The 15,469-nt window shown below is 63.5% G+C and carries 13 protein-coding genes; 6 read left to right on the top strand and 7 right to left on the bottom strand.

Going from position 1 to position 15,469, the window contains the following annotated elements:
* Nucleotides 1-49: 49 nt before the first annotated feature.
* Complete coding sequence (locus GJR99_RS04420; protein ID WP_151109662.1) at nt 50-1,798, bottom strand: flippase activity-associated protein Agl23; 1,749 nt, start codon at nt 1,796-1,798, stop codon at nt 50-52.
* Between the two features lie 144 nt (nt 1,799-1,942).
* Between GJR99_RS04420 and ribH the strand changes: the two genes are divergently transcribed.
* Both ribH and GJR99_RS04430 read left to right on the top strand, forming a co-directional pair.
* Entirely contained in the window at nt 1,943-2,347 is a 405-nt protein-coding gene (gene ribH, locus GJR99_RS04425) for a 6,7-dimethyl-8-ribityllumazine synthase (RefSeq protein WP_151109664.1), read from the top strand.
* Nucleotides 2,344-3,498: a pyridoxal phosphate-dependent aminotransferase gene (locus tag GJR99_RS04430; RefSeq protein WP_151109666.1), complete on the top strand. Its 1,155-nt coding sequence runs from the start codon at nt 2,344-2,346 to the stop codon at nt 3,496-3,498. Before ribH ends, GJR99_RS04430 begins: the two co-directional genes overlap by 4 nt.
* 66 nt (nt 3,499-3,564) lie before the next feature.
* On the opposite strand, the gene GJR99_RS04435 is transcribed toward GJR99_RS04430, so the two are convergent.
* From GJR99_RS04435 to GJR99_RS04445, 3 genes are read right to left on the bottom strand one after another with little or no spacing between them, the layout of a single operon-like run.
* Entirely contained in the window at nt 3,565-4,710 is a 1,146-nt protein-coding gene (locus tag GJR99_RS04435; protein ID WP_151109668.1) for an ABC transporter permease, read from the bottom strand.
* Nucleotides 4,707-5,372, bottom strand: coding sequence for an ABC transporter ATP-binding protein (locus tag GJR99_RS04440; RefSeq protein ID WP_151109670.1), 666 nt, complete (start codon nt 5,370-5,372; stop codon nt 4,707-4,709). Before GJR99_RS04440 ends, GJR99_RS04435 begins: the two co-directional genes overlap by 4 nt.
* 6 nt (nt 5,373-5,378) lie before the next feature.
* Nucleotides 5,379-6,818, bottom strand: coding sequence for a COG1361 family protein (locus GJR99_RS04445; protein ID WP_151109673.1), 1,440 nt, complete (start codon nt 6,816-6,818; stop codon nt 5,379-5,381).
* A 159-nt stretch (nt 6,819-6,977) separates the two neighbouring features.
* Between GJR99_RS04445 and GJR99_RS04450 the strand changes: the two genes are divergently transcribed.
* The 3 genes from GJR99_RS04450 (at nt 6,978) to rbcL (ending at nt 11,251) form a co-directional block, all read left to right on the top strand.
* Nucleotides 6,978-8,897, top strand: coding sequence for a DEAD/DEAH box helicase (locus GJR99_RS04450; RefSeq protein ID WP_151109675.1), 1,920 nt, complete (start codon nt 6,978-6,980; stop codon nt 8,895-8,897).
* A gap of 74 nt (nt 8,898-8,971) precedes the next feature.
* Complete coding sequence (locus tag GJR99_RS04455; RefSeq protein ID WP_151109677.1) at nt 8,972-9,892, top strand: sodium:calcium antiporter; 921 nt, start codon at nt 8,972-8,974, stop codon at nt 9,890-9,892.
* A gap of 114 nt (nt 9,893-10,006) precedes the next feature.
* Entirely contained in the window at nt 10,007-11,251 is a 1,245-nt protein-coding gene (rbcL, locus tag GJR99_RS04460; RefSeq protein ID WP_151109679.1) for a type III ribulose-bisphosphate carboxylase, read from the top strand.
* Between the two features lie 24 nt (nt 11,252-11,275).
* Here rbcL and GJR99_RS04465 read toward each other — a convergent pair whose 3' ends face one another.
* The gene (locus tag GJR99_RS04465; protein WP_151109681.1) at nt 11,276-12,229 is read right to left on the bottom strand and encodes a ribose 1,5-bisphosphate isomerase; all 954 of its coding nucleotides are present in this window, start codon (nt 12,227-12,229) and stop codon (nt 11,276-11,278) included.
* Between the two features lie 69 nt (nt 12,230-12,298).
* On the bottom strand, nt 12,299-13,777 hold the full coding sequence (locus GJR99_RS04470; RefSeq protein ID WP_151109683.1) for an AMP phosphorylase: 1,479 nt from the start codon (nt 13,775-13,777) through the stop codon (nt 12,299-12,301).
* Nucleotides 13,778-13,912: 135 nt separating this feature from the next.
* On the opposite strand from GJR99_RS04470, the gene GJR99_RS04475 reads away from it, so the two are divergent.
* Nucleotides 13,913-14,452 (top strand): DoxX family protein, encoded by a 540-nt coding sequence (locus tag GJR99_RS04475; protein WP_151109686.1) that lies wholly within the window; start codon nt 13,913-13,915, stop codon nt 14,450-14,452.
* A 419-nt stretch (nt 14,453-14,871) separates the two neighbouring features.
* Here GJR99_RS04475 and trxA read toward each other — a convergent pair whose 3' ends face one another.
* The gene (trxA, locus tag GJR99_RS04480) at nt 14,872-15,297 is read right to left on the bottom strand and encodes a thioredoxin (protein ID WP_151109688.1); all 426 of its coding nucleotides are present in this window, start codon (nt 15,295-15,297) and stop codon (nt 14,872-14,874) included.
* Nucleotides 15,298-15,469: the final 172 nt, after the last annotated feature.

Consider the following 15,469-nt stretch of genomic DNA (forward strand, 5'->3'; position numbering starts at 1 on the left):
ACGTCCTCGAAAAATCGTCGTCCGCGTCGTCAGCCCTGCGTCTGCGTCGTCAGCCCTGCGTCTGGTTCGCCGCTTCGAGGGCGTCTTCGTCGATGAAGACGACGATGTCCTCGTTCCAGAGTTTGAAGGCGTGTTGTCTGACGACGTAGCCGTCGAGTTCCGACTCGAGTTCGTCGCGGTCCCACTCGTAGGCGACGACGACCGGTGGTGCGTCTGCCGTCACGTTCTCGACACCGGCGTCCGGTGGGCTACTCGTGTGTTGCACGTCGCCCGCCTCGAAGTACCACGGGAGTGGCAGACGACTGTGCCACGACGGCCCACCGAGTGGATTCGACTCGTTTTCCACGTAGAAGTGAACCTCGTCACCGCCCGGTGGGTGCGTCCCGTAGAGCAGTACGTCGTCACCGTCGTTGGTCGCGGCGACGCGTTCGACGTCGGCGAGCGTGTCTTTCAGGTCGTTTTCGGGTTGTGCCCACTGGAGAATCTCTTTGTCTTCGTCTGTCGAGGCGTTCCAGTAATCGACGTTTGCGGCGGCGACACCACCGACAGATGCGAGTAGGACGAGTGCCGCGAGACCCATTCCGACCGTATCGCGGGCGTCGAACGCCTCGTATCCAGAGCGGAAGACGAACGCGGCACCGACGGCGGCGGGAATCGCGAGTGGAACCACGGCGTGGACGACGACCCACGGCGCTTGGATGTCCGTCGCCAGCGGGTAGCCGAAGATGCTCACGACACCCCAGTACGTCGCGAAGGCGACGAGCCATCGAATTCGACCCGCGACGACGCCGTAGCGGTCTACCACGATGCCGACGAGTGCGAAGACGATGAGCACGGGAGCGCCGTAGACGAACGTTTCGAGGAAGTCCTTGAGGTACGGGAGGTACTCGTGTGACTGGTGGCCGCCACCGAGCCAACTGTCCACCATCTCGTTCACTGCACCCACCGACCCTGCCTCGACGACGCCCGGAAGCGCGGCGGGGTTACCGAGAGCGTTCCAGAGGTCGGGACGCGGGGCGTAGAAGAAGACGAAGACGACGAAGAACGCGGCGACTCCACCGAGAAGGCCAGCAGCATAGCGCAGCGCTCCGTTTCCGAGACTTCCCGCCCCGCGTGTTTCGAGTCGCCGAGCGATGCTCTCGGGAATCTCCGTGAAGAAGATGGCGCGAGTCGAGTCACCCGTCGAGGTTCGTGCGAGGAGTCGGTGGTCGAAGACGAGGAACGCGGCGCCGACGAAACACAGCAGGTAGACGACGTAGTTCTCTTTCGCCGCCGCACCGGTCGCGAACGACGCGCCAGCAGGAATCAGATACGCGAGTCTGCCGGTGTCGTACGCGCGGACGACGAACCCGAGTGCGATAAACGAGAACGCGGCGACGAGCACGTCGTTGCGCATGAACCGCGAGTAGTAGACCAACAGCGGGTTCACCGCGAGGAAGATAGCCAGTGCGACTATCTCGTCGCGGCGGAGGTGCTCCCGAAAGAGCCACGCCGACAGCGGGAGGATTGCGCCGACGATTGCGACCGGGAGGCGAGCAGCGAAGTCTCCTGCGGGGAAGACCGCGAAGAGGTAGTCGTTGACGATGGGAAGAAATGGTCCGTGGATGATGGGCCGGTAGCTGAACTCCCCCGTCTCGTGGTAGCGGAGAATCCAGTAGGCGACGCGGCCTTCGTCCCAGTGCGAGATGCGGTCGCCAAGCGCAACCACGCGGGTGAAGAGCGCGACGACGGCCACGCCGAGAACCGCGAGAAGGGCACGAGACCGGGGGAGAACGTCGGCCTCATTGTCAGCACTCATATGCATTCATCCAAACCCCGACAATACAACTGTTGTGCTTGCGAGTCGCCCGCGACGGTGAGGTGCCCGTTCAGAGCGGCCGACCACAGGGTCATTTTCGGGTGGTGTCGGTAGTTCTTTTATCTGCGACGGGAAGGGTCGGCTATGGTCTCTCTCGGACTCGTAGTGGCCCGATTCAACTCGTCGGTCACCGAACAGATGGAGGAAGCGGCACACGACGCTGCCGCAGAGCGCGACGCGGAGGTGGCCGAGACGATTCACGTCCCCGGCGCGTACGACTCGCCCCTCGCCGCGGACCGACTCGCTCGCCGCGACGACATCGACGCCGTGGCCGTCATCGGCGCGATCGTCACGGGTGACACCGCTCACGACCGAGTCATCGCCGACGCGACGGCGAAGTCCCTCACGGACGTCTCGCTGGACCGTGACAAACCCGTCACGTTCGGCGTCTCCGGCCCTGGGATGAGCGGTGCCGAAGCGCGCGAACGCGTCAGCAAAGGTGCGGAAGCGGTTTACGCCGCGACCGAGATGGTGGAGGCGTTAGCATGAACTTCGACTTCAGCGACCGTGTTGGCCGGGTAGAACCGAGCGCCACGCTCGCCATCTCGAACCTCGCGAGCGAACTGGAAGCCCAGGGTGAAGACGTGGTCGACCTCTCGGTCGGCGCGCCCGACTTCCCGACGCCCGAAAACATCGTACAGGCAGCCAAAGACGCGATGGACGCCGGTCACACCGGCTACACCTCGTCGAACGGCATTCCGGAACTCAAGGAAGCCATCGCGGAGAAACTCCGCGGCAACGGCGTCTCGGCCGAGGCAGACGAAGTCATCGTCACGCCCGGCGGCAAGCAGGCACTCTACGAGACGTTCCAGACCCTCATCGACGACGGCGACGAAGTCGTCTTGCTGGACCCCGCGTGGGTCTCCTACGAGGCGATGGTGAAACTCGCAAACGGCTCGCTGAAGCGCGTCGACCTCGCGCAACACGACTTCCGTCTCGAACCCGCCCTCGACGAACTCGCAGACACCGTCTCCGACGAGACGAAACTCCTCGTCGTCAACACGCCGTCGAACCCGACGGGTGGCGTCTTCTCCGACGCCGCACTCGAAGGCGTCCGTGACCTCGCGGTCGAACACGACTTCGCGGTCATCTCCGACGAAATCTACGAGCGCATCACCTACGACGGATTCGAGCACACCTCGCTCGGTTCCCTCGACGGCATGGAAGACCGCACCATCACCATCAACGGCTTCTCGAAGGCGTTCTCGATGACCGGCTGGCGACTCGGCTACCTGCACGCCCCCGAGGACTTCGTCGGACAGGCAGGCAAGCTTCACTCGCACTCCGTCTCGTGTGCCGTCAACTTCGTCCAGCACGCCGGCGTCGAGGCGCTCTCCGAGCGCACCGACGACACCGTCGAAGAGATGCGCGACGCGTTCGAAGGTCGCCGCGACATGCTCGTGGACCTCCTCGCAGAACACGACGTCGACGTCGCCGTCCCGAAGGGCGCGTTCTACATGATGCTCCCCGTCGACGACGACGACCAGGCGTGGTGTGAGGGTGCGATTCAGGACGCGAAAGTCGCGACCGTCCCCGGAAGCGCCTTCAACGCGCCGGGCTACGCCCGCATCTCCTACGCGGCGAGTGAAGAACGTCTCCGCGAGGCCGTCGAACGCCTCGCCGAGCACGACTACATCTAAGGCTTCGACTCTCGTTTTCTTCCAACGCTCTGTGAGCCAAAAGCGGACGCGCCGAACGCGCCTGTCCTATTTTCGTAACGCCTCGACCGGTCGTTCGTTGGCGGCTTTCCACGCCGGATACAGTCCCGAGAGGACACTCGTCCCGATACCGAATCCCACGGCGAGGAGGATGTAGAGGAAGTTGACGACCTGGAACGTCGCCAGCGGGTCGTCCAAGACGAACGAGTTGAGTGCGATACCTGCACCGAGTGCGAGAATCGCGCCGATGACGCCGCCTGCAACACCCAGCAGTCCGGCCTCGGCGAGAATCATCCGAATCACGTCACCCCGCTGGACGCCGACGGCCCGAAGCACGCCAATCTCCTGTCGGCGCTCGATGGTGCTCATGAGCATGACGTTGAGGATGCTCACACCGGCGACGACGAGCGAAATCGACCCGATGCCGATGAGGAACGTGTTGAGGATGCCGAAGAACTGGTTGATTCCTTGCGTAATCGCCTGCAGTTCGAAGACGTTCACGCGCTCTTCGCGTTCGTTCAGCGACTCGCGGATGGCGATGGCAGACTCGTTCGCCGCCTGTCCGGACTCCGAACTCACGATGACCTGGTTGTAGCCGGTTCCGTTCACGTCTTCGACCGGGACGACGACGGCGTTGTTCGGGTTGACGAGCGAGATACCCTGTTCTTCGGCGAGCACTGCAGAGATTCGGTAGGTTCGGCCATCGATAGAGATGGTGTTTCCGGGTTCGGCGTCGAGGATTTCGGCAGTTCCCGACCCGACGAGGACGCCCTGTCGGAGTCTATCTGGAACGCGACCATCCTGCGCCTCGTACAGCGCACCGGGATTTTCCATCCCGTATATCGTGACCACCGTCTGTCGTTGCCCCCGTGTCACGAGTCCCGTGTCGGTCCGAACCGCGACGACTTCACTGTCGACGACGACCCGACGTATCTCGGCTACGTCTCGCTCACTCAACTCCTCGATACCCTCCTGAAAGTTCGGTGAGATGGTTATCTCGTTGCCAATCTCGCCGAGTTGCTGTGACGCTCCCGTGCGGAGCGTCGTCCCGAACATCCCGAGCGAGGCGATTGCGAGGACGCCGATGATGATGCCGAGGACGGCGAGACCAGAGCGTATCTTGTTTCGCGAGAGGTTCCGACGAGCCATCAACAACGCCGGAACGCGTCGGTAGAGGTCGTCGAGCCTGCTCATTGGATTCTCCCATCGACCAGTTCGATCGTCCGGTCGGCGTATTCGGTAATCTGTGGGTCGTGAGTGACTGCGATGACCGCGACGTCGTCTTCGCGTCGAATCTCGTCGAACAGGTCGAGGACGCTCCGACCGGTCTTTCGGTCGAGGTTCCCGGTCGGTTCGTCAGCGAGCAGGATTCGCGGTTCGTTGACGAGCGCACGGGCGACTGCGACACGCTGTTTCTGCCCGCCAGAGAGTTGGTCCGGCCGGTAGTGGAGGCGGTCTCCCAGCCCCACCCGTTCGAGGAGCGTCGTCGCCCGTTCTCGTGCCGTCGGGTCGTCGCCGAAGAGCGTCGGCACTTCGACGTTCTCCAGCGCCGACAGCGTCGGAATCAGGTGGAAACTCTGGAAGATGAACCCGATGAACTGTTTGCGCTGGGTCGTCATCTCGGCGTCCGAGAGGTCGGTCACGTCCTGCCCGTCGAGGAGGACGGTCCCTTCGGTGGGCGTGTCGAGTAACCCGAGGACGTTCAGCATCGTCGACTTCCCACTCCCAGAGGGACCCATCACGGTGACGAACTCGCCGGGGTCCGCGTGGAAATCGACGTCTCGCAACGCCTCGACGATTTCGCCCCCGGTGTCGTACCGTTTCCAGACGTGCTGAAGTTCGATGATGTGGCTCATCTCGAATCAGCGCCGTCGGTACGCGTAGATGCTGACGCCGACCACGACGAGGAGCGCGACGGCCCCGCCGCCGAGAAGGAGCGTCGAGTTAATTCCACTCCCACGGTTCTGTTCGTCGGGGTCCGACAGGCCAGAGACGTCGACCATCGTCTCGGCGGTTCGCTCGCGCCCATCGACGAGGTACGTCACCTCGACGGGAACGGTCGTCACACCAGCTTCGACGTTGGCGTAGAGGTCGAACGAGGCGAAATCGCTCGCCGGGACGCTCCCGACGAAGTACTCTTTGTACGGGCGGGCCGGTTCGACGCCATCGGTCGGAACGACGCGAACGACGACGCTCTGGGCGTCACTGAGTCCGACGTTGCTCGCACTCCCCGAGATGTGGACGGCCCCGTCTTCGAGTTCGACGTCGACACCGGTGAGTTCGATTTCACCGGGTGAGGCGACGTAGTCGATGGCCGTCGTCGTCGTTCCCATTTGGCCGCCGGTTTCGTACGTTGCAATCACGTCGAGCGTCGCTCGGTCGACCGACGAGACGTTCAGCCGAACCGTTCGTTCGGACTCCGCGGGAATCGACTCGACGGGTTTCCTGAGGACGACCGAACCGCCGTCACGCAGTGAGATGACGAGGTCGTCGAGCGGGGCGTTTCCGAGATTCGTCACGTCGACGACGACGGCGGGGCGAGCACCGTCACCGAGCGACGCGTCGAGACGGACTTCCTGGCGGAGTGGTTCCGCGACGAGGGGGGCCGCCGCAGTCGTCGTTCTCGCGTTTCCGTCGGCGGTGGTGTACTGAAGGCTCGCGACGACTTGCGACTCTGCCGTCGACGGGGTTACGCCGAAGTCGAACGTCCGCGCCTCACCGGATTCGAGTCGCGGAACGACGCGCGTCGCGTTTTCGACCGTCGCCCCGTCCGCAGCGACCGAGAGGCGAACGTTCCGGGCGACGACGTCTTCACCGTTCGAGACGGTGACTGCCACCGGTGTCTCCGTCCCGATGACTGCGTCGCCGACTTCGATGGCGACCTGTGGACCACCCTCACGAACACGAACCACGACAGGGTACTGGAGTCGTTGGGTCTCCCCGTTGCTCTGTCCGATGACGGTTACACGAAGGTCGTACGTCCCTGGGTCTTCGAGACGGAGTGAGAGCGGGATTCGAAGGTCGCTTCCGGGCGGGATGGTACCGAGGTCTTCGACCCGTGCGAGGTCCCTCGTCCCCCCGGCGGTACGGACGTACACGTCTGTCACGTCGAGATTCGTGGGGCTGGTTTGAGCGTTCTGTACGACTGTCGTCAGTGTGAACCGCTCGTCGGGTGTCGGTTGCGCCGGCGAGACGATGACGTCGTCGATGTAGGCCGTCGCCTCTTGACCGGCCGTCGTGGCCGGGATACCGGCCAGAACGACGGCGAAGATGAGGACGACCAGGAGGGCGCGTTGAAACATGTTTCTCAACTCATCTATCGCCCAGGCGACGGAAATACCTGCCGAGCAATACAGTCACACGGGACTGAAATCACAGCGAGGCGACTCGACATGCCAAGGTTCAGATGTATCTGCATCTGGCGAAGATATTTAAGTGAATCCGAACCCAGTGTGTGACAGATGCGCGTGCGTGACCTCCCGCTGCCGGCGACGCTAGTCTCTCACTACGAGTCGAGCGGCATCGAAGAACTGTATCCGCCACAGGTTGCCGCCGTGGAGGCTGGAATCGCAGACGGGGGCCGCGTCGTCGCCGCCATTCCGACCGCCAGCGGGAAGACGTTCATCGCGGAACTGGCGATGCTCACCGCCGACGGCCCAGGTCTCTACATCGTCCCGCTTCGTGCGCTCGCCCGCGAGAAGTACGAGACGTTCGACAAACTCCCCGGTGTGAGCGTCGGTATCTCGACCGGTGACTTCGACTCGGCCGAAGAAGACCTCGGCGAGTACGACATCGTCGTCGCGACGAGCGAGAAGGTCGATTCCGCGATTCGAAATGGCGCGTCGTGGGTCGAAAACCTCGCGTGCGTCGTCGTCGACGAGGTCCACCTCCTGGGCGCGCCTGGACGGGGGCCAACACTCGAAATCACGCTCGCGACGTTACAGCGACGCGTCCCCGACCTGCAACTCGTCGCGCTCTCTGCGACAGTCGACAACCCCGAAGTCATCGCCCACTGGTTGAACGCCGAACTCGTCGAGAGTACGTGGCGACCCGTCTCGCTTCGGACCGGCGTCTACGCCGACGGAACCGTCGAGTTCGACGACGACTCGACGCTCACTGTGGACGTCCCGCCGGTCGGCCCGAACGAAGACGCTGCAACAGAGGCTACCGTCTCGCTCGTCGCCGATGCCGTCGAAAGCGGTGGCCAGTGTCTCGCGTTCGTTCGCTCTCGCCGCGAGGCGGAGAACCTCGCCGAGCGACTCGCAGACGAAGCCCTCTCGCCCGCACCGGACCTCGGCGGCGAACTCGCCGAACTGGGCGGCACCACGACCGGGCAGCGACTCGCAGACTGTGCCCGGACTGGCGTCGGATTCCACCACGCAGGACTCCGAAGTTCGCAGCGGGCGGCCGTCGAGAACGCCTTCCGCGACAGACGACTCGCCGTCATCTGTGCGACGCCGACGCTCGCGGCGGGCGTGAACGTCCCCGCGCGGAGAGTCGTCATCCGCGACCAGAAACGCTACACTGGAGAGTCGATGGCGTGGATTCCCGTCCTCGACGTCCACCAGATGTGCGGCCGCGCGGGCCGACCGCATCTCGACCCCTACGGTGAGGCGGTGCTCGTCGGCGACGACACCGTGAAAGACGAACTCGTCGAGCGCTACGTGGAGGCCGACGCCGAAGCGGTCGATTCGCAGTTCGCCGACGACGAAGCGCTCCGAACGCACGTTCTCTCCGTCGTCGCCTCCGGGTTCGCCGACTCACTCGACGGCGTCGCGGACGTGTTCTCTGCGACCTACTACGCCCACCAGAACCCGGACGTCGACCTCACAGACCTCGTCAGCGACGTCGTCTCCGACCTCGTGGCCATGGAGATGCTCACCGTGGGCGACGACTCGCTGTCGGCGACGACGCTCGGCGCACAGACCTCTCGACAGTACGTCTCGCCGACGACCGGTGCGCGAATCGTCTCGGGCGTCCGCACCATCGAGACGATGGCAGCCGAGAACGTGACGGCACGGACCGCGCTGGAAGTCGTCTGCGACACGCCCGACATGCTCGACACCTATCTCGGGAACCGTGAGCGGGCCGTCATGTACCAGTACGCGCGAAACCACGCCAGCGAGTTCACCACCGCGATGCACGAAGCGGACCCGTTCGAAGAGTGGCTGACTGCGGTCAAGACCGCACGAATCCTCCACGAGTGGTCCGAAGGTGTGGACATCGAAGAACTGGTCGACAACTACCGAATCGGGCCGGGCGACCTCGAATCCCGTGTCGAACGCGCCGAGTGGTTGTTGGGCGCGGCGGACGCACTCTGTGGCGCACTCGACACCGACGTTCCCGAGTTCCGCGAGGTGCGGGCGCTCCTGTCACCCTGATTCGTGGGTCGGGCGACTGATTCGCCGCCGACCCGACAGTTTACGTCGTTGCGCCGAGACGTTCGACTACCGACATGATAGTCGAGGTCACGTTGTTCGTCGCTGGCCTCGCCGGACTCGTCTTCGGCGCAGACCGTGCGGTCACCGCCGCGGCCGAAGTCGCCCGGTTCTACGGTGTCTCGCAGTTCTTCATCGGCGTGACGCTCATCTCCGTCGGCACGTCGATTCCCGAGATGACGACGTCCATCGTCGCGGCGTACTACGGGGCCGGCGACATCGTCGTCGGGAACATCATCGGGTCGGAGACGTCACAGATTACCCTCGCTATCGGTATCGTCGCACTCATCGCCCCCATCGTGGCGAAGCGCCGGGAAGTGATGGTCTACGGCGGCGCGATGACGCTCGCGATGATTATCATGCTCTTGACCCTCGAAGACGGCGTCGTCCAGCGGTCGGAGGGCTTTCTGATGATGCTCGCCTACGTGAACTTCGTCTACATCCTCTATACGAACGAAGGTGGCGAGGAGATTGCCGAAGAAGTCATCGAAGAAGAAGAGCCACCCGAGCGAGGACTCCCAATCGTCGCGTTCGGACTACTCTTGGTCGTCGTCGGTGGACAGGTGATGGTGACGAACGGTATCGCACTCGCCCGGTTGGCCGGTGTCTCCGAGTTCTTCGTCGGGTTGCTCACGGGACTCGGGACGACGGCACCCGAAATCGTCGTCGCCGGTATCGCTGCCAGAGAGGGGAAAGCCGGCATCTCTGTCGGGGCGATTCTCGGAAGCAACATCACCGACCCCGTCTTCTCGCTCGGCGTTGGGGCACTGGTCGCAGACGTGGTCGTCTCCGACGTCGCGTCGGTGACGCTGTCGGGACTCTACATGCTCGGCGTCTCGCTCGCCGTGTTGGCGCTGTTCTACTGGCGGAAGGGAATCGACCGCAGGGCAGCACTGCTCTGTATCGGCCTCTACCTCCCGACGTTCGTCGTCTTCTGACTCGGTTCACAGACCGCAGTCGACACCAGATTACCGAACCCTCAGAGTTCGCGTTCTCCCTACAAAGTCGCTTCGGGACGTCGTTTTATGCCTCGCGGGGGCGTAGGCGAAGCTATGGGTATCACGTACGAAGACTTCCTCGACCTCGAGTACGAACCGACCGCCGAGGACCTCGTCTGCACGTTCCGCATCGACCCCGCGACAGGCATGTCCACGGAGGCGGCCGCCAGTCGCGTGGCGTCGGAGTCCTCCAACGGAACGTGGGCCGCCCTCCAGACCGGTGCGGACTTCACCGACATGGGTGCGACCACGTTCTCGATAGACGGCGACACCATCAAAGTCGCCTACCCCGCCGGCCTCTTCGAACCCGGCAACATGCCGCAGGTGCTCTCCTGTATCGCCGGCAACATCATGGGGATGAAAGCGGTCGATACGATTCGACTCGTCGACTGTGAGTGGCCCGACGCTATCGTCTCGTCGTACCCCGGTCCACTCTACGGGTCGTCCGTCAGAGAGGAGATATTCGGCGTCACCGACCGCCCGATTACGGCCACCGTTCCAAAACCGAAAGTCGGCCTCTCGACGAAGGCTCACGCACAGGTTGGCTACGACGCGTGGGTCGGCGGCGTCGACCTGCTGAAAGACGACGAGAACCTGACCGACCAGGATTTCAACCCCTTCTCCGACCGCCTCACCGAATCGCTGGCGCTCCGTGACGACGCCGAAGACGAGACAGGGGAGAAAAAATCGTATCTCATCAACGTCACCGCTGACACCCAGACGATGCTGGACCGCGTCGACGAGGTGGCCGCACAGGGTGGCGAGTACGTCATGGTGGACATCATCACCGCCGGTTGGGCGGGTCTCCAGACCGTCCGCGAACGAACCGAGAAACACGGCATGGCGATTCACGCCCACCGTGCCATGCACGCCGCCTTCGACCGGCTGCCGACCCACGGTGTCTCGATGCGCGTCCTCGCACAGGTGTCGCGTCTCTGCGGCGTCGACCAACTCCACACCGGAACCGCAGGACTCGGCAAACTCGCCAACGAAGACACCGTCGGCATCAACCAGTGGATGCGGAGCGACCTCTACGGCATGACCGACGTCTTGCCCGTCGCGTCCGGCGGTCTCCACCCCGGACTCCTGCCCGACCTCCTCGACGCCACGGGGACGAACGTCTGTGTCCAACTCGGTGGCGGTATCCACGGCCACCCCGACGGCACTCGCGCCGGTGCAGTCGCGCTCCGCGCCGCAATCGACGCCTACACCGATGGCCGAACGATTACCGAGGCCGCAGAAGAGACGCCCGAACTCGCCGTCGCCCTCGACAAGTGGGGCACCGAGACGCCGCGGTAACTCCCTCCAGCGGCCGCGAACTGCTCAGGCGTCCGCCCACGGTTCGGTCGTCCCCTCGCCGAACAGTTCGCGCATCAGGATGACGATGCTCTCGGGCGGGAACTGCCCGCGTTCGGTGACGATAGCGTCGACGTAGCGGGGTGGAGTCACGTCGAACGCCGGGTTCTTGACCGTTGGGTTGCCGATTTCTGCGAGCGTCTCGTCGTCGAGTATCTCCTCGGTGTCGCGCATCTCGATATCGACGGTGTGACCCGTCATCGTTCCCGGATGGAGTTTCAGCGTCTGTGCGGCCACCATAATCGGTGTGCCTCTGTCGCGGGCGTTGACCGCGAGGCCGCTCGTCCCGATTTTGTTGATGACGCTCCCGTCGGCGGCGACGGCGTCCGCACCGACCAACACGTGGTCGACGTCGTTGAGATACCGGCGGGCCGCCGAATCGACGATGAGCGTGACGGGGACGCCCATCTCGTGGAGTTGTTTCGCAGTGATGTGCCCCTGGTTGCGTGGCCGGGTCTCTTTGACGATAGCCTCGATGTGTTTTCCCTGTTCGACTGCCGCTTCGACACACGCGAGTGCGTCCGTCGAGTGGCAGTGCGTCATGATGACGTCGCCGTCGCGGAGGCGGTTCGCACCGACCTGTCCGAGGTCTGCTTGCGCCCGTTCGAGACGGGCACAGAACTCGTCTGCCGAGTCGACGACGTTCTGTCGAAGCCTCTCGACGGTCGTACTCGACATGCCCCGGAGGACGTACCGAAGCGCGTTGGGGAGACTCACGGCCGTCGGCCGGGTCTCGTAGAGCGTCCGGGCGGCCGCTCGAAGTTCACCCCGAAACACCTCCGGGTCGGTCGCCTCACTCTCTTGGGCCTGCGTCCGGAGGGCGCGAGCTACCGCGTCCGCGATGGTCGCCGCGCCGCGGATTTCCATCGTATCGATTTCCTCCGCGATGCGCCGCACCTCGGGGCGTACGCGTTCGTCCATACCTCGACATACGGCGGTCGGATGGAAAAAAGCCGCTGCCGTGGGCGACTCGGGTGCACAGTGCTCGTCTCAGAGTCGGTCGACGAGTGCTTCGTCGGGATGGCGGACGCGAACCGTCTCCACTCGCTCGGTCAAGTCGATTGCGTCGGAGAGTTTGTCCGACGACTCCGCGTGGATGGTAAACAGCGCCTCGTCAACTGCGACGACGTCACGGATTCGGTGGTGGAGTTCGATACCCGCGCCGGGGTCTTTCGGTGCGCCCGCCCGTCTGGCGATTTCGTTCACGAGACGGTTGTTGATGTGCGTGACGACACCTTCTCGGTCGGCACGGACGGTGTGGGTGTGCCGGCCGGGAGAGAGGTCTGTTGCCTTCACGTCGGGGTCGCCGTTCTGCGCTGCGAGTATCTCGCGGAACTTCTCACGCGCCTGTCCCGAGTCGAGTATCTCGGTTGCGTCGGCGTCGACACCGGCAGACTCGAAGAGGAGGTCCGCGAGGCGGATTGCTTTCACGCGGAGGGCGTTCGGACCGTTACCTTCGAGCGTCGCGAGGACTTCGCGCGCTTCGAGAACTGGGCCGACGCCGCTCCCGACTGGCGACGCACCGTTCGTGATTGCACACTCGACGGTCATCCCGAGGTGTGTGCCAACCCGGTCGAAGTCCTCCGCGAGTTCACGTGCTTCGGCGAGACTCTCGACTTTCGCGCCTTCGCCGTAGGGGATATCGACGACGACGTGTGTGGAGCCGGCGCTCTTTTTCTTCGAGAGGACGGAGGCGATGAGTTGGCCTCGTGGGTCGATAGAAAGCGGTGTCTCGGCGCGGATGATTCGGTCGTCGACCGGAGAGAGGTTCACTGCGCCACCCCAGACGAGACAGCCCCCGGTCTGGCCGACGATGTCTCGTATCTCCTCGACAGAGAACTCCACGTCACAGAGCACTTCCATCGTATCTGCTGTGCCGGCAGCAGAGGTGACCGCTCGAGACGACGTTTTCGGGATTTTCACGCCGGCGGACGCGACGATAGGGACGATGATTGGAGTGACGCGATTCCCAGCGACACCGCCGATAGAGTGCTTGTCGGCGACGATTGGGTCGTCCCACGTAATCGTCTCTCCCACCTCGGCCATACACTCGGTGAGGTGGAGTGTCTCTTCCATCGAGAGGCCGTTGGTGTAGGTCGCAGAGATGTACGCCCCGAGTTCGACGTCTGCGAGTCGTTCTTCGTAGATGTCGTTGACGATTCGGGAGAGTTCGTGGCGTTCGAGTTCGATGTCGTTGAGTTTCTTGCGGATGTAGTAGACCGAGTTCGGTTGCGGCGCGACCGAAACCTCGATGTCGCCCTCGATGTGGCCGAGTCGCCGGGTCACGCCGAGTGTGCCTTCTGCGACGAGTTCGTCCGTCAACTCCACGATTCCGATAGTCGTCCGCCCATCGTGTCGGAGTTGCACGCGTTCGAGCGCGTGGACACCGAGTTCTGCCGCGTCCGCCTCGTTGAGAAGGACCGTGGGAGAGCGAGTCCCGATATCGATGGGTACGGCGACGAGTTCCATAGCCTGAATTGGTCGGAGACGAACATAAACCGTCCTCGCGGACGCAACTCGACCTGCATGATTCCTCAGTAGCGGGAACCACGTTCCCGTTATATCGGATTTCCGGACGTCTCCTCCACTAGAGGTGAACGCTCCATGGCATCCAACTATTTCGAGAGTAACGTCGGGGGAGTGACCGTCCACGCGGAGGCCCACCCGCTCAGCGTCTGGGCCGTGCTCGCGCTCAGAGTCACGATCGGACTCGCCTTCGCCATCTCTGGCGTCGAGAACATCAGCAGTGGATTCGACGTCCGAGGATTCCTCCTGTATTCGGTGGTCGAAAACGGCAGTCCATTCGCGCCCCTCTTTACCACGCTGGGGGGCAACGACCTGTTCGTCCAGTTCGCCAACGTCGTGGTCCCGTGGGGAGAACTGTTCATCGGACTCGCACTCGTCTTCGGTGCGCTGACGCGACTGGCCGCCTTCGGAGGTGCGGCGATGATGCTCGTGTTCTACCTTGCGAACTGGAACATCGAAAACGGCATGGTCAATCTGACCTTCATGGTGGTTCTCCTCTCTGTCGCCGCCTTCGGTGCAGGGCGTATCGTCGGACTCGACGTGCTAGTCGAACAGTACCGTATCGCGGGCGTCCCGCTCGTCGAGCGGTATCCATCGCTCAGATACGTTCTCGGGTGAGGCGACACTCTCGTGCGACTCTGCGGCGGAACTGAGGGGAGGCGGCGTGGTGCGCCGCCCGAGGTGGTGGTGATGGTGGGCCCGAGGTGGTGGGTGTGGGCCCGAGGTGGTGATGGTGAAAACGAGGTGAGGTCGGCAACCGGCCTCTCGGCCAGTCACCAAAACGTCCCGACAGTGACCTGTTTTTGGACCGAGTGTGGGCCAAGAGACGACCCGTGGGGGAACGTGGGGAGACCGGTGGTGGATTCGGGAGGCTCCTGTGGGGAGCGTCGCAGACCCGTGAGATGGTGGGGAACCGAGAGCGGGTCTGTCGTGGGTTCGTCGTGGCCGTGGTGGGTCCGTCGTGGCCGTGGAAGCGGTGGTGGAACGCGTGGCGGCCGGGTGGTCACGTCAGCGGACGCGAGCGGTGATGGATTCGCTTAGGCGAGATGGGCGTCGACGAGACCCTTGAGGTCGTCGTATCCGCGGACGCCCACGATCTGCTCGGCGACTTCGCCGTCTGCGAAGAGGACCATCGTCGGGACGCCGCGAACCTGATACTGCGCAGCGAGTTGCTGGTTCGCGTCGACGTCGACTTTGACCATCGCAGCGTCGGTGTTCTCGGCCAGTTGCTCGATGGTTGGTTCGAGCATCTTGCACGGTCCACACCAGTCTGCGTAGAAGTCGGCGAGCACGACGTCGTAGTTCGAGATGACGTCGTTCAGTTCGTCTGCGCCGTTGACGTAGATTGGTTCACTCGGGGCAGATTCGACTTCTTCGACGGCACCACTGCCGTCTCCGCGAAGTTGGCTTTCGAGTTGTTCGCGTTTTTGCTGGCGAATTTCGTTCAGTTCGTCGTCGGACATATCTATCGATATCGCCCGCACCCTATTAACGGTTTTGCACGTTCTAAACAATATAATCGTGGTACTTGCTCTCACGAAACGTCCGAGAGTACGGTAGGAGAATTCGGTGTAATCGGGACACTTCGAGGGCGTACAGGTCGTGAGCGCCGTCGAGGTGGACGTGAACATCGCT

It is taken from the genome of Haloferax marinum, from assembly GCF_009674625.1.
GTDB classification, from domain to species: Archaea; Halobacteriota; Halobacteria; order Halobacteriales; family Haloferacaceae; genus Haloferax; species Haloferax marinum.

Bases quoted from the DNA above. Each gene is read 5' to 3' on its own strand.
- GJR99_RS04470 (WP_151109683.1), bottom strand. From the start codon at position 13,777: ATGGAACTCGTCGCCGTACCCATCGATATCGGGACTCGCTCTCCCACG.
- ribH (WP_151109664.1), top strand. From the start codon at position 1,943: ATGGTCTCTCTCGGACTCGTAGTGGCCCGATTCAACTCGTCGGTCACC.
- GJR99_RS04420 (WP_151109662.1), bottom strand. From the start codon at position 1,798: ATGAGTGCTGACAATGAGGCCGACGTTCTCCCCCGGTCTCGTGCCCTT.
- GJR99_RS04450 (WP_151109675.1), top strand. From the start codon at position 6,978: ATGCGCGTGCGTGACCTCCCGCTGCCGGCGACGCTAGTCTCTCACTAC.
- GJR99_RS04445 (WP_151109673.1), bottom strand. From the start codon at position 6,818: ATGTTTCAACGCGCCCTCCTGGTCGTCCTCATCTTCGCCGTCGTTCTG.
- GJR99_RS04430 (WP_151109666.1), top strand. From the start codon at position 2,344: ATGAACTTCGACTTCAGCGACCGTGTTGGCCGGGTAGAACCGAGCGCC.
- GJR99_RS04455 (WP_151109677.1), top strand. From the start codon at position 8,972: ATGATAGTCGAGGTCACGTTGTTCGTCGCTGGCCTCGCCGGACTCGTC.
- GJR99_RS04475 (WP_151109686.1), top strand. From the start codon at position 13,913: ATGGCATCCAACTATTTCGAGAGTAACGTCGGGGGAGTGACCGTCCAC.
- GJR99_RS04465 (WP_151109681.1), bottom strand. From the start codon at position 12,229: ATGGACGAACGCGTACGCCCCGAGGTGCGGCGCATCGCGGAGGAAATC.
- GJR99_RS04440 (WP_151109670.1), bottom strand. From the start codon at position 5,372: ATGAGCCACATCATCGAACTTCAGCACGTCTGGAAACGGTACGACACC.
- GJR99_RS04435 (WP_151109668.1), bottom strand. From the start codon at position 4,710: ATGAGCAGGCTCGACGACCTCTACCGACGCGTTCCGGCGTTGTTGATG.
- trxA (WP_151109688.1), bottom strand. From the start codon at position 15,297: ATGTCCGACGACGAACTGAACGAAATTCGCCAGCAAAAACGCGAACAA.
- rbcL (WP_151109679.1), top strand. From the start codon at position 10,007: ATGGGTATCACGTACGAAGACTTCCTCGACCTCGAGTACGAACCGACC.